We start from the raw sequence: 15,142 nt of genomic DNA, 5'->3' as shown, positions 1-15,142 counted from the left end.
ACTCCCGCAGCGCGTTGGTGATCTCTTCGACTGATGCAGGCATCGCGGCCTCACTCTCCGGGGTTCTGCTCGTGGCCGCCGGCGGCGAGCGCGGCGTTGATGAGTTCGTCCACGTCCATGTCGTCGACGGTGCTGATCTCGGCCTCCGCCTCGGCCCTGGCCGCGGCCTGCGCGCCGTCCTGTCCGGCCGGTTCCTCCTCGACCGGGCTGAGCCGCTCGTGGAGCCGGCGGGCGAGCTCGACGGGCGTCGGGCAGTCGAAGACGACGGTGGCCGGCAGCCGCAGTCCGGTGGCCGTGGCCAGCCGGTTGCGCAGCTCGACCGCGGTCAGGGAGTCGAATCCCATCTCGACGAACCCGCGGTCGACGTCCACCGCGGACGCCGAACCGTGGCCGAGCACCGCGGCCGCCTGCTTCCTGACCAGGTTCACCAGCGCCTGGCGCCGCTCGGCCGCCGTCATCCCGGCGAACTGGTCGGCGCCCCCGGCGGAGGCCGCGCTCTCGGCGGAGGCCCGGCCCGGCCGGGCGGCGGCGCCCCGGGGAACCAGCTGCCGCAGCACCGGCGGGAGCGTGCCCTGGGTGTCCTGGACGCGCAGCGCCGCGCGGTCGATGTGGGCCGTGACGACCAGCGGCAGCCCGCTGCGCACCCCCAGGTCGAACAGGGCGAGGCCCTCGGCGGCGGACATCGCCTGCGCCCCGGCCCGGGAGAGCCTGCCCCGGTCCAGCTCGTTCATCTGGCCGGTCAGGGAGCTGTCGTTCGCCCACAGGCCCCAGGCGAGCGAGGAGGCCGCCTGGCCGCGCGAGCGCCGGACCGCCGCGAGCGTGTCCAGGAACACGTTGGCGGCGCCGTAGTTGGCCTGTCCGGCGTTGCCGAGCAGACCGGCGGCGGAGGAGTACATCGCGAACATCCCGAGGTCGAGACCGGCGGTGAGCTCGTCGAGGTGCACGGCGGCGTCGACCTTGGGGCGCAGCACGGGCGCCAGCCGCTCGCCGGTCAGCGAGGTGAACACGGTGTCGTCCAGCACGCCCGCCGTGTGCACCACCGCGGTCAGCGGGTGCTCCGCCGGGATCCCGGCGAGCAGCTTGGCCAGGGACTCCCGGTCGGCGATGTCACAGGCCACCACCCGGGCGTCGGCGCCGAGCGCGGCCAGTTCCGCGCACAGCTCCCCGGCGCCCGCCGCGCCCGGGCCCTGACGGCTCGCCAGCAGCAGGTGGCGCATCCCCCAGGGGCCGGCCAGGTGCTTGGCCACCAGGGCGCCCAGCGTGCCGGTCCCGCCGGTGATCAGGACCACGCCCTCGGGGTCGGGCGTGGGCGGGACGGTCAGGACGAGCTTGCCGACGTGCTTGGCCTGGGCCATGAACCGGAAGGCCTCCGGCGCGTCGAGCACGTCCCAGGTGCGGACGGGCAGCGGCTGCACCGTGCCGTCGCGCAGCAGGGCGACGATCTCGCCCAGCATCGCGCGCACCGACTCCGGGGTGGTGTCCGGCACCAGGTCCACCGGCCGGTACCGCACGCCCGGACACGCGGCCGCGACCTCCTCCGGGTCCCGGCGGTCGGTCTTGCCCAGTTCGATGAAGCAGCCACCCTCGGGCAGCAGCCGCAGCGAGGCGTCGATGAGGTCGCCGGCCAGCGAGTTGACCACCACGTCGACCCCCGCGCCGCCGGTGGCGGCGAGCACCCGGTCGGCGAAGTCCGCGTCCCGGGAGGAGGAGATGTGGTCGTCGTCCAGGCCCAGCTGCCGCAGCGCGTCGTGCTTGGCCGGGCTCGCCGTGGCGAACACCTCGGCGCCCAGGTGACGGGCGAGCCGCACCGCCGCCGTGCCGACGCCGCCGGCCGCCGAGTGGACCAGGACGCGCTGCCCGGCGCGCAGACCGGCCACCTCGGTCAGCGCGAAGTACGCGGTCAGGAAGGCGGAGGGCACCGCGGCCGCCTGCTCGAACGACCAGTCCCCGGGGAACCGGACCAGCCAGCGGTGATCGGTCACCGCCTCGGTGCCGAACGCGCGCGGCATCAGCCCGAGGACCCGGTCACCCGGCTCGATCCCGGTCACGCCGGGGCCGGTCGCCTGGACCACGCCGGCGCCCTCGCCGCCGATGAACAGGCCGTCGTCCGGCGGCAGCCCCAGCGCGACCAGGAGGTCGTGGAAGGCGATCCCGGCCGCCCGCACCCGCACCCGCACCTGACCGGCGCCCAGCGGCTCCCCGGTCTCCGGGCAGGCCACCACGGACATCGCGTCGAGCACACCGGCCGGGTCGGGTTCGAGCCGCCAGCGTCCGCCGAGCGGCGGCGTCAGCCGGCCCGCCGGCCGGACCGCCGGAGCCACCCGGGGGATCAGCAGCGCCCCCGCCCGGACCGCGAGCTGCGGCTCGTCGCCCGCCAGGGCGTGGGCCAGCGCGTCCGCGCAGTCCTGGTCGTCCAGGTCGACCAGGACGATCCGGCCCGGGTTCTCGGCCTGCGCCGAGCGGACCAGGCCCCACACCGGGGAGGCGGCGAGGTCGCCCACGTCGCCCGCGTCCGTGACCGGCAGCGCGCGGCGGGTGACCACCACCAGCCGGGTGTCCAGCGTCGCGTCGTCGGCCAGCCACGCCTGGAGCTCGTCCAGCACCCGGGCGGTCAGCCCGAGGGCCGCGGCGGCCGGCTCGGCGCCCGGCTGCGTCGCGCAGGGGAGCAGCGCGATCCGGGGAGCCGGAGCGCCGCCGGCCGTCGCGCCGAGCAGGGCGGCCACATCGGGCCGGGCGTGCACGGCGATCCCCGCCGCGCGCAGCGAGCCGGCCAGGCCGAACGGGTCCGCGCCGAGCACGGCCCACTCGCCGTCGGCCCGGGATCCGGGCGTCGCCAGCGGGACCCAGTCCAGCTGGAACAGCGAGCGGTTGACCGGGCTCGCGGCCACCGAGAGCTGCTCGGCCGAGACCGGCCGGGTCACCAGCCGCTCGACCGCCAGCACCGGCGCGCCGGTCTCGTCGGCCGCGGTCAGCTCCACCGCGCCCGACTCGGCCGGGGCGATCCGCACCCGCAGGGAGCGCGCGCCGGCCGCGAACAGCGACACGCCGGAGAGCGTGAACGGCAGCCGCACCTGGCGGTCGTGGGACGGGATGAGCACCATCGCGTGCAGCGCCGCGTCGAGCAGCGCGGGGTGGACGCCGTACTGGTCCGCCTCCTCGCGCACCGGCGACGGCGGCGACACCTCGGCGTAGACCTCGTCGCCGTTGCGCCACGCCCTGACCAGCCCCTGGAACGAGGGCCCGTAGGTGTAGCCGGCCTCGGCGCCCTCCGCGTAGAAGGCGGCCGGGTCCAGCGGCACCGGTTCGGCGCCCGGCGGCGGCCAGTCGCCCGACGCGGCCGGGGCGGGCACCTCCTCCGCCGTCAGCACGGCCGAGGCGTGCCGCGTCCACTCGGCGTCCGGACCGCTCTCCCCGGACGGCCGGGAGTAGACGGCCAGCGACCGCGCGCCCGTGTCGTCGGGCGCCCCCACCACCAGCTGGAGGGAGACCGAGGCGTCGCCGCGCAACAGCAGCGGTGCCTCCAGGGTCAGTTCGTCGACCCGGGGGCAGCCCGCCTCGATGCCGGCGCGCAGCGCCAGCTCGGCGAAGCCCGTTCCCGGGAGCAGCACCACGCCGTTGACCGCGTGGTCGGCCAGCCACGGCCGGCTCGCGACGGACAGCCGCCCGGTGAGCACCAGACCGCCGGTGTCCGCGAGTTCGACCGCGGCGCCGAGCAGCGGGTGGTCCGGCGCGGTGACGCCGAGGGCCGCCGGGTCCACCGCGGTGTTCTCCTCCGCCAGCCAGAAGTGCTGCCGGTCGAAGGCGTAGGTGGGCAGCGGGACGCTCGTGCCGCCGGGGATCAACTTCGCCCAGTCCAGGTCCACGCCGTTCACCCAGGCCTCGGCGAGCGAGGCGGCGAAGCGGGCGGGGCCGCCCTCGTCGCGGCGCAGCGAGCCCAGCGTCACCGGCTCGGGGCCGTCCTCCACCGACGCGGCGGTGTCCAGCACGGCGCCGGTCAGCACGGGGTGCGGGGTCGCCTCGACGAAGGTGGTGAAGCCGTTGTCGAGCAGGGCGCGGGTGGCCCGGGCGAAGAGCACCGGCTCGCGCAGGTTGCGGTACCAGTACTCCGCGCCGAGCCCGGTGGTGTCGATCGGCTCGCCGGTCACCGCGGAGTAGAACGGGATCCGCGCCCGCCGGGGGGCGATGCCCGCGAGCTTCGCCACCAGGCCCTCGCGCATCGGCTCGACCTGCGGCGAGTGGGAGGCGTAGTCGACGTCGATCCGCCGGATCCGGATGCCGCGGCGCTCGCACTCCCCGGTCAGCCCGTCCAGCGCCTCGGTGTCGCCGGCGACGACGACCTGCGAGGGGCTGTTGACCGTCGCGATCGACACCCGGCCCTCCCAGGGCGCGAGCAGCTCGGCCGCCCGCTGCTCGTCGGCGTGCAGCGAGGCCATGCCCGAGGAGCCGGTCAGCCGGGCCAGTTCGCCCGCCCGGACGGCCACCACCCGGGCGGCGTCCTCCAGCGACAGCGCGCCGGCCACGTACGCGGCGGCGATCTCCCCCTGGGAGTGGCCGACCACCGCCGACGGGTTCACGCCGTGGTGCTGCCACAGCCGGGCCAGCGAGACCATGACCGCGAACAGGGCGGGCTGCACCACGTCGACCCGGGTGAGGCCGGGCGCGCCGTCGCTCCGGCGGAGCACCTCGGTCAGCGACCAGTCGGTCCAGGGCGCCAGGGCCCGCTCGCACTCGCCGATGTACTCGGCGAACTCGGGGCTGGCGTCCAGCAGTTCGGCGGCCATGCCGGGCCACTGGCTGCCCTGGCCGGGGAAGACGAAGACCACCCGCGGCTTGCGCTGCGCGGTGCCGAGGACGAGCCGGGGGTCCGGCTCGCCGTCGGCCATCCGGGTGAGCGGGCCGAAGTAGTCGCCCCGCTCGGCGCCGAGCAGCACCGCGCGGTGCGGCAGCGCCGCGCGCGTCGTGGCCAGGCTCCAGCCGATCTCGCGCGGCAGCGGCGCGGACCCGTCGGCCAGCAGCCGGCGCAGCCGGTCGGCCTGCAGCCGCAGCGAGACCGGCGAGGCGGCCGAGACGGGCCAGGGGACGAGCGAGGTCGCCGGAGCGGGCCCGGCGGCGGGTGCCGGCTCCTGCTCCCGCTCCTCGGCCGGGGCCTCTTCGAGGATCAGGTGGGCGTTGGTGCCGCTGACGCCGAACGAGGAGACGCCCGCACGGCGCGGCCGTCCGCTCTCGGGCCACGGGACGGCGTCCACGACGAGGTCGACCTCGCCCGCCGTCCAATCCACCTGCCGGCTCGGCGCGTCGACGTGCAGCGTCCTGGGCACCAGCCCGTGGCGCATCGCCAGCACCATCTTCATCACGCCGACCACCCCGGCCGCGGCCTGGGTGTGGCCGATGTTGGACTTCACCGAGCCGAGCAGCAGCGGCCGCCCGGCGGGCCGGTCCTGGCCGTAGGTGGCCAGCAGCGCCTGCGCCTCGATCGGGTCGCCCAGCGTCGTGCCGGTGCCGTGCGCCTCCACCACGTCGACGTCGCGCAGGGCCAGGCCCGCGTTCGCCACCGCCTGGCGGATGACCCGCTGCTGGGACGGTCCGTTCGGGGCGGTCAGGCCGTTCGACGCGCCGTCCTGGTTCATCGCCGAACCCCGGATCACCGCGAGCACCTCGTGCCCCAGGCGCCGGGCCTGCGACAGCGGCTCGACCAGGATCAGACCGGCGCCCTCGGCGAAGCCGGTGCCGTCCGCGGCGTCGGCGAACGCCCGGCACCGGCCGTCGGCGGACAGCGCCCGCTGGCGGCTGAACTCGACGAAGACCTTCGGGCTCGACATCACCGCCACGCCGCCGACCACCGCCATCGAGCACTCGCCGGCCCGCAGCGCCTGCCCCGCGAGGTGCAGCGCCACCAGCGAGGAGGAGCACGCGGTGTCGACGGTGACGGCCGGGCCCTCCAGCCCGAACACGTAGGAGACGCGTCCGGAGATCACGGCCGGCGTGCTGCCGGTGACCGCGTAGCCCTCGGCGCTGTGCGGCGCCAGCGGGGCGCCGGTCGCGTAGTCGGTGGGGCCCGCGCCGACGAACACCCCGGTCCGGCTGCCCTTCAGGCTCAGCGGGTCCAGCCCGGCGTTCTCGAACAGCTCCCACGCGGTCTCCAGCAGCAGCCGCTGGCGGGGGTCCATGGTCACGGCCTCGCGCGGGGAGATCCCGAAGAACTCGGCGTCGAAGCCCGCCGCGTCGTCCAGGAAGCCGCTCTCGCGGACGTAGGACGTCCCGACCCGGTCCGGGTCGTCGTCGAACAGTCCGGCGAGGTCCCAGCCGCGGTCCGCCGGGAAGCCGGAGACCGCGTCGCGGCCCTCGGCCAGCAGCCGCCAGTAGTCCTCCGGCGAGGCCACGCCGCCGGGCAGCCGGCAGGCCATGCCGACGATCGCCATCGGCTCGTCCGGGGCACCGGCGGTCACGGCCGGCGCGGTCTCCTCCGGGCCGGCCGACTCGCCGAGGGCGAGGTCGAGCAGGTAGCCGGCGACGGCCGCGGCGGTCGGGTAGTCGAAGGCGAGGGAGGCCGGCAGGCGCAGCCCGGTCGCCGTGTTCAGCCTGGTCCGGAACTCGACCGCGGTGACGGAGTCGGAGCCCATCTCGGTGAACGGGCGCTCCGGGTCCACCTCGCCCGCCCGGCCGTAGCCGAGCACGATCGCGGCCTCGGTCCTGACCAGGTCGAGCACCGCCCACTCCCGCTCGGAGTCGGGGGTCTGCGCCAGCAGCCGGGCGAGGTCGCTCTGCCCGGCCGCCGGCTCGCCGGTCCCGGACCCGCCGGCGCCGCCCTGGACGTCCGGCAGTGCGTCGAGGAACGGCCGGGGGCGGGCCGCCGTGTAGAGCGGGGCGAAACGCTCCCACTCCACGTCGGCCACCGTGACGGAGGTCTCGTCCCGGTCGAGCACCTGGCGCAGGGCGCGCAGCGCCTGCCCGGGCTCCAGGAGCGGCAGGCCCTGGCGTTCCGACTGGCTGCGGAACATGTCCCGCACCGCCGGGTCGTCGGCGTCCTCGCCGAACGCGTTCCAGAAGCTCCAGGCGACGGTGGTGGCCGCCAGGCCCCGGGCGCGGCGCCGCAGGGCCAGCGCCTCCAGGTGGGCGTCGGCGGTCGCGAACGCGCCGTTCTCGGCCGCGCCCCAGACACCGGCGACGGAGGCGAACAGCACGAAGGCGTCCACCGCGTCCTCGCCGAGCAGTTCGTCCAGGACGCGGGCGCCGGTCACCTTGGCGCGCAGCGTTCCGGCGAGCCGTTCGAGCGTCGTGCCGGCCAGCGGGCCGGGCTCGGGGACGACCGCCGCGTGCACGACGGTGCGCACCGGCCGTCCTGCGGCGCGGGCCTCCTCCAGCAGGGCCGCCATCGCGGTCCGGTCGGCCGCGTCGCAGGCCGCCAGCGTCACCGGCGTGCCGGAGCCCACCAGTTCGGCCTCCAGCCCGGCCGCGCCCGGGGCGCCGGGCCCGCGCAGGCCGGTGAGGATGACGTGCTCCGCCCCGCAGGCCGCCAGCCAGCGGGCCAGGCGCCGGCCGAGGCGGCCGGTGCCGCCGGTGACCAGCACGCTGCCGCCCGGCTGCCAGGTGCGCGTCGCGGGCCGGTCGGCCACCGGGTCGCGCACCAGGCGCCGCACGTGCGCGCCGCTGTCGCGCAGCGCCACGTGGTCCTCGGCGCCGAGACCGCCGCCGAGCACCCCGCACAGGCGCCGCACCGCGTCCTCGTCGGGTGCGGCCGGCAGGTCGACCAGGCCGCCCCAGCGCTGCGGGCTCTCCAGGCCGGCCACCCGGCCCATGCCCCAGACCTGGGCCTGGGCGGGCGACAGCGGGTCGTCGCCGTCCGCGCCGACCGCGCCGCTGGTGGCCAGCCACATCGGGACGTCGGCCGCGACGTCGCCCAGCGCCTGCACCAGGGCCAGGGTGGCGGCGGTGCCGGCCGGGACGTCCGGGAAGTCCCGGTGCGGGCGTTCGTCCATCGCCAGCAGCGACAGCACGCCCGCGGCGTCCGCGGCGTCCGCCTCCGCGAGGAGGGCGGCGAGGTGCTCGCGGCCGTCGCGCGCCGGGTCGAGCGGGAGCTCCCGGGCCTGCGCGCCGCCGTCGGTGAGCGCCCGGCACACGGCCGCCGCCCACTCCCGGCCCGGGCCGTCGCCGGGGGCCAGGACCAGCCAGCGGCCGGCCGGCCGCGCGTCGCCGGGCTCGGCGGCGGGCTGCCAGTCGACCCGGTAGCGCCAGGCGTCGAGTTCCCGGCCGGACAGGTCGGGGATCACGGCCGGCTGCGCCCCGCCCCAGGCGGGGACCCGCTGCCAGTCGACCTCGGCGCCGCGGGTGTAGGCCTCCGCGAGGGAGGTCAGGAAGCGCCCGGCGCCGCCGTCGTTCCTGCGCAGCGTGCCGAGCGCGCTCGCGTCGGCACCGGCCTGCTCGACGGTCGCCTCGATCGCCGAGGTGAGCACCGGGTGCGGGCTCGCCTCGACGAACAGCCCGTGGCCGCTCGCCAGCAGGGCGCGCACCGCCTCCTCGAAGCGGACCTGCTGACGCAGGCTCAGGTACCAGTAGTCGGCGCCCAGTTCGGTGCCGTCCAGCAGGCCGCCGGTGGCCGAGGAGTAGAACGGAACGGTGCCCGCACGGGGCGTGATCCCCTGGAGGACCTTCCCGAGCCGCTCACGGAGCTGCTCGACGTGCGGCGAGTGCGAGGCGTAGTCCACGTCGACGCGCCGGAACCGGATGCCGCCGTCCAGGCAGCGGGCCTCCAACTCCTCCAGGGCGTCGGCGTCGCCCGCCACCACGACGCTCTGCGGGCCGTTGACCGCGGCGACGGACAGCCGCCCGGCGAACCGGTCCAGCAGGCCGGTGACCTCCGCCGCCCCCAGGGCGACCGAGGCCATCCCGCCGCGGCCGGACAGCCGGGACAGTTCGGCGCTGCGCAGCGCCACCACCTTGGCCGCGTCGCGCAGGGACAGCGCCCCGGCGACGTACGCGGCGGCGATCTCGCCCTGCGAGTGACCGGCCACGGCCGCGGGCACGACGCCGTAGGAGCGCCAGAGCCCGGCCAGCGAGACCATCACCGCGAAGAGCGCGGGCTGCACCACGTCGACCCGGTCGAGCGACGCCGCGCCGGCCTCGCCGTTGATCACCGCGCCGAGCGACCAGTCGGTGAACTCGGCCAGGGCCTCCTCGCATGCGCGCATCCGTTCGGCGAAGACCGGCTCAGCCGCCATGAGTTCGGCGGCCATGCCCTGCCACTGGGCGCCCTGCCCGGGGAAGATCAGGGCGGTCCTCGGGCCGTCCGAGGCCGGGCCCCGGACCAGGCTCGCCGCGGTCCGGCCGTCCGCGAGCGCGCTCAGCGCGTCGCCGAAGCCCGCGCCGTCACCGGCCAGCACCACGGCCCGGTGGGCACCCCCGCCCGGCAGCGCGGCCAGCGCGGCGCCCACCTCCAGGGGGTCGGTCTGCGGGCCGCGGGCCACCAGGTCGCGGAGCGCGGCGGCCCGGGCCCGCAGACCGGTCGCGCTGGAGGCGGCGACCGCCCACGGCAGCACCGGCCGCTCGCCGGGGACCTCGACGGCCTCCCGGTACCAGTGGCGGCGGCGCTGCCAGGGGTAGGCGGGCAGGCTGACGGGCCGGCGGGCGGCCTGGACGGGCGCGGGAAGGGCGCCGGTGACGAAGAGTTCCGCCGCACCGAGGGCGAACCGCTCCAGCGGGTCCTCGGCGTCCACCGCCACGCCGAACCGCTCGGCCAGCGCGGCGGGCAGGGGCCGTGCCAGGACGTCGAGGAGGGCGTCCACGCCCGCGTCGCCGAGGGCGTCGGCGAGCGAGGGCGCCGGCTCGCCGGGCACACCGCCGGCCAGCCGGGCCAGCTCCTCGGCCGACCCCGCGACGTCCTCGCCGTCGCCGGACACCTCCGGCAGCACGCCGGGCCGCAGCTCCACGCCGGAGGACCGCCCGACGGCGAGCCGCAGGGCGTCGTCGAGGTCCAGCCGGCCCGCCGCCCAGGCGGCGCCCAGCCGGCCGGCCCCGGCTCCGGCCACGGCCTGCGCCGCGAGCCCGACGGCGGCCCACAGCCGGGCCGCCGCGACCTGGTGGCACAGCAGGTGGGCCGCGGCCTGCCCGTCCGCCGGTTCGGCGAACGGGTCGAGGGCCACACCGGTCAGCGTGGTCAGGCGCTCGGCGCAGGAACGCAGCGCGGCCGCGTACTCCGGCAGCCCGGCCAGCCGCTCGCGCAGGGCGGCGGCCGGCGGCTCGGCGCCGAACCAGAGGCCGACGGTGCGCACCTCTCCCCCGGTCACCTCCCCGGTCCGGGCGGCCGGCGTGCCGCTCCCGCGCGCGACCGCCTCCAGGGCCGCCGCGAGCGAGGCGGCGTCCCGGCCGGTGACACCGATCCGGTGGCTGAGCCAGCTGCGCCGGTAGGCGGCGGTGAAGACGATGTCGTCCAGCTCGGCCGGGGCCCCGCGCAGCCGGGCGGCGAGCCGGCCGGCCGCCTGACGGGCCGCCGGCTCGGCCTCCGCGGTGACCATCAGGACGTAGGGCGCGCTGCGGGGCGCGGGCGCCGCCGGCTCGGCGGGCGCCGCCGCCTGCTCGACGACCACGTGCGCGTTGCTGCCGCTGAAGCCGAACGAGCTGATGCCCGCGCGGTGCGGACGGTCGCGCCGCGGCCACTGGCGCCGCTCGGTCACCACCGAGACCGGCAGCCGGTCCCAGTCGATGTTCGTCGAGGGCCGGTCCAGCGGGTGCGGCGGAAGCTCCCCGTGGTGGAGCGAGAGGACGACCTTGAGGAGTCCGGCGACACCGGCCGCGGCCTCCAGGTGGCCGATGCTGGCCTTGGCGGAGCCGATCAGCAGGTTCTCGTCGGCCGCGCGCCCGGAGCCGAGCGCCTCGGCGAGGGCGCGGACCTCGATCGGGTCGCCGAGCGGGGTCCCGGTGCCGTGCGCCTCGACGTAGTCGACGTCGCGCGGCGCCCAGCCGGCGGACTCCACCGCCCGCCGCACGACGGCGACCTGCGCGTCGGCGCTGGGCACCGTCATCCCGCCGCTCGCGCCGTCCTGGTTGACCGCGGTGCCCCGGATCACCGCGTAGACGCGGTCCCCGTCGCGCCGGGCCGCGCTCAGCGGCTTGAGGATGACGGCCGCCGCGCCCTCGCCGCGGCCGTAGCCGTCGGCCGCGTCGTCGAAGGTCTTGCACCGGCCGTCGGGGGCCAGGGCGCCCGCCCCGGCCATGGAGACCGACACGCTGGGGGCGACGATCACGTTGGCGCCGCCGACGACGGCGATCTCGCAGTCCCCCTGGCGCAGGCCCTGGCAGGCCAGGTGGACCGCGGTGAGGGAGGAGGAGCAGGCGGTGTCGACCGCGATGCTGGGGCCGCGCAGCCCGAGGAAGTACGACAGGCGTCCGACGGCCGCGGCGAAGGTCGTGCCGGTCCCGTAGAAGTGGTCGACGTCGGCCATGTCGCGGGTCAGCAGCTGCTGGTAGTCGCCGGTGTTGAGGCCGAAGTAGACGCCCGCGGGCCGGCCCTCCAGCGCGAGCGCGGGCTGCCCGGCGTCCTCCAGCGCCTCCCAGGCGACCTCCAGCAGCAGGCGGTGCTGCGGGTCGAGCGACTTCGCCTCGCGCGGCGAGACCCGGAAGAACTCCGCGTCGAAGCCCTCCACCTCGTCCAGGAAGCCGCCCCGGGTGGGGACGTCCGCCCCGGCCTCGGCCCACACCGGGTCGGCCAGCCGGACCGCCGGGATGTCGCGGATCGCGTCGCGGCCCTCGGTCAGCAGCGACCAGAACTGCTCCGGCGAGTTCGCCCCGGGCAGCCGGCAGGCGATGCCGATCACGGCGACGGCGTCGTCCGCGGATCCGTCGTCACCGGCCGCGGCGTCCGCGCCGGGGACGGTCGCGACGGTCGCGGCGGTCGCGGCGTCCGCCGCGGCGGGCGCCTGCGCGGCCGCCTCGGGGGCCGCCTCCGCCAGGTAGCCGGCGAGCGCCTCGATCGTGGGCCGCTCGAAGACGATCGTCTTGGGGAGGTCCAGGCCGAACTCGGCGGACAGCCGGTCGCGCAGCTCCACGGCGGTCAGCGAGTCCAGGCCCTGGTCGAACAGGCCGCGACGGCGGGCGAGCCGCTCGTCCGCGGCGAGGCCGAGGACCGCCGCGAGGTGCTCCTCGACGCGCCGCAGCGCGCCACCGGCCGGCGCCGCCGGGGCGCCGGCGGGGGCGGGGGCGACCGCCGGGGCGGGCGCGGCGGACGGCGCGGACAGGGTGGCGGACGGCGCGGACGGCGCGGCGGACAGGGCCGCCGCCGGCGCGCCCGGCAGGGCGTCCTCCGGGCGGGCGACCAGCTCGCTGATCACCCGGCCCTCGGCGTCGAGCAGGCTCACCCGCACCTGCGCGGGCGCCTCGGCGCCGGGAGCACGCCCCTGCTCGCCGGGCTCGACACCCGGCAGCCAGTGCCGCTCGCCGCCCCAGGAGGGCACCGGCAGCGTCCGGTACCGGCCGGGCGTCCCGGTGATCCGCGTCCAGTCCACCTCGACGCCGCCGACGTGCAGTTGGGCGAGGGTCCGGTGCAGTGCGAGCGGCCCGGCCTCGCCGCGGCGCAGCGTGGCCGTCACCGGGCCCCGCCGCTCCCTGCGGCGCAGCGCGTCGGTGAGCGGCCGCAGCAGCGTGGGGTGCGGGCCGATCTCGACGAACGCGCCGTCCGTCGCGGCGAGCAGGCCGTCGACCGCGGGCCAGAACAGCACCGGGTCGGTGAGGTTGCGCTCCCAGTAAGCGGCGTCGCGCGCGACGTCGGGTTCGTCCGGCCGCACGGTGGAGAGCAGCCGCACCGAGGGGTCGGCGCAGGCGAGCCCGGCCAGGGCCTCGCGCAGCAGCGGGCCGCGGTCGGCCACCACCGGGCTGTGGAAGGCGTAGGCGCCGGCCAGCCGCTTGCACCGCAGGCCGCGGCCTTCGAGCTCGGCGGCGGCCGCGTCGACGGCGTCGCCGGGGCCGCTCAGCACCACCGCCTGCGGTCCGTTGACCGCGGCGACCACCACCGGCAGGCCGCCGTCGGCCAGCGCGGCGAGGACGGTCTCGCGGTCCGCGCGCACGGCCAGCATGGCGCCGAGGCCGGCCGTCCCGTGCAGGATCTCACCGCGCCGGACGGCCAGCCGCACGGCGTCGGCGCGGGACAGGGCGCCGGCCGCGTGCGCGGCGGCGATCTCCCCGACGCTGTGGCCGACGACGGTCGTGGGCCGGATCCCGCACTCGGCCAGCCAGTCGGTCAGCGCCACCTGGACGGCGAGCAGGGCCGGCTGGGCGATGTCGGTGCGGTCGAGCCGGCTCTCGCCGTCCGCGCCGTCCGCGCCCCGGCGCAGTTCCTCGACCAGGGACCAGGGGGCGTCGCGCCGGATCAGCGCGTCGCACTCGTCGAGGGCCGCGCGGACCACCGGCGAGGACGCGTACAGGTCGGCCGCCATGCCCGCCCACTGCGAGCCCTGCCCTGAGTAGACGAAGACCGGCTCGACGGCCGCGTCGGGGTCCACGGAGCCGAAGTAGGCGCCGTCCGGCCCCTCCTCGATCCCCTCCAGGGCGGCGGCCAGCTCCTGCGGCCCGGCGGTGACGGCGGCGAACCGGTGGCGCTCGTGGGTGCGCCGGGTGGCGGCGGAGGCGAGCAGGTCGCCGAGCGCGCCCTCGTCGTCCCCGGCCACCCGCCGCGCCATCCCGGCGACCTGCTCGTCCAGGCCCGGCCGGTGGAAGGCCGAGGCGAGCAGCACGCAGGGGCCCTCCGGGCGGACGGCCGGCGGCTCGGCGGCGGGCTCGACGCCCTCCACGATCACGTGGACGTTGGTGCCGCTGAGCCCGGAGGAGCTCACGCCCGCGCGCAGCGGCCGGCCGGCCTGCGCCAGGTCGACCGGGCCGAGCGGCACCGCCAGCTCGCCGCGGTCCCAGGAGACGGCCGAGGTCAGCCGGCCGGGGTCGGGCTGGCCCGGGACCTCCCGCGCGTTGACGACCCACAGGCTCTTCAGCAGTCCGGCGACCCCGGCCGCGCCGTCGGTGTGGCCGAACACCGCCTTGTTGGAGCCCACGTAGAGGGGCGCGCGGCCGGACTCCCGGCCCCGGCCGAAGACCTCGTTCAGCGCCATCAGCTCGACCTGGTCGCCGAGCGGGGTCCCGGTGCCGTGCGCCTCCACGTAGTCGAGGTCCGACGGGGCGAGGCCCGCGCCGCCGAGCGCGGTGCGCAGCAGTTCGGCCTGGGCGGCGCCGTTGGGCGCCGTGATGCCGAGGCTCAGGCCGTCGTGGTTGACGGCCGAGGCGCGGATCACCGCGTAGATCCGGTCCCGGTCGGCGAGCGCGTCGGGCAGCCGCTTCAGGACGACCACGCCGCAGCCGTCGCCGCGCAGGATGCCGTCGGCGTCGGCGGCGAAGGGCCGGCAGCGTCCGGTCGGCGAGATCGCGCCGATCCGGCTCATGAAGACGCTCAGCTCCGGCGTGATCATCAGGCTGACGCCACCGGCCAGGGCGATGTCGCTGTCGCCGGTGCGCAGGCTCTGGCTCGCCAGGTGGACGGCGAGCAGGGAGGAGGAACAGGCGGTGCTGACCGAGGCCATCGGCCCGTGCAGGTCGAAGGCGTAGGCCAGCCGGCCCGCCGCGAAGCTGAATTCGTTGCCGCCGCCGAAGTGCGGCCCGATGCCCTTGATGCCGAGCGTCTTGGCGTGCAGCGTCGCGTAGTCGTGGGCGAACATCCCGAAGAAGGCCCCGGTGCGGGTGCCGCGCCAGAGGTCCGCGGGGCGCCCGGAGTCGCTCATCGCCTCCCAGGCCACCTCCAGCAGCAGCCGCTGCTGGGGGTCCATCGCGGCGGCCTCGCGCGGCGAGATCCCGAACCAGGCGGCGTCGAAGCGGTCGATGTCCTCCAGGAAGCCACCGGCGTCGCTGGAGGTCCCCTGGCCGTCCGGACCGGCGAAGTCCCGGCGCCAGCGGGTCGGGGGGACGTCCTGGAACACCGGGCTCGCGGACCTGAGCACCGCGCCGAAGGATTCGAGATCGCGGGCGCCTCCGGGGAACCGGCAGCCGATGCCGACGACGGCGATCGGGGTGTCGTGATGGCTCGTCAGCGATCGTTCTACCATTGGAGATTGTCCTTGCTCTACAATGATCTTCGAATTTTTCGGCAGCGGTGCCCGCGGGGCACCGGAGGGGG

Annotated in this window: 1 protein-coding gene; it reads right to left on the bottom strand. The window is 77.4% G+C overall.

All coding sequences use genetic code 11. The features are described from left to right. Positions 1-50: 50 nt before the first annotated feature. Positions 51-15,071: an SDR family NAD(P)-dependent oxidoreductase gene (locus tag ACFVVL_RS23525; RefSeq protein ID WP_387678252.1), complete on the bottom strand. Its 15,021-nt coding sequence runs from the start codon at positions 15,069-15,071 to the stop codon at positions 51-53. Positions 15,072-15,142 lie beyond the last annotated feature (71 nt).

This window comes from Kitasatospora sp. NPDC058115, assembly GCF_042884635.1.
Taxonomy (GTDB): Bacteria; Actinomycetota; Actinomycetes; order Streptomycetales; family Streptomycetaceae; genus Kitasatospora.
Note: the sequence above shows the minus strand (reverse complement) of the source record. Positions and strands in the feature narration are given on the sequence as shown.

Excerpts from the sequence above, each read along its gene's own strand:
- ACFVVL_RS23525 (WP_387678252.1), bottom strand. The coding sequence starts at position 15,071 with ATGGTAGAACGATCGCTGACGAGCCATCACGACACCCCGATCGCCGTC.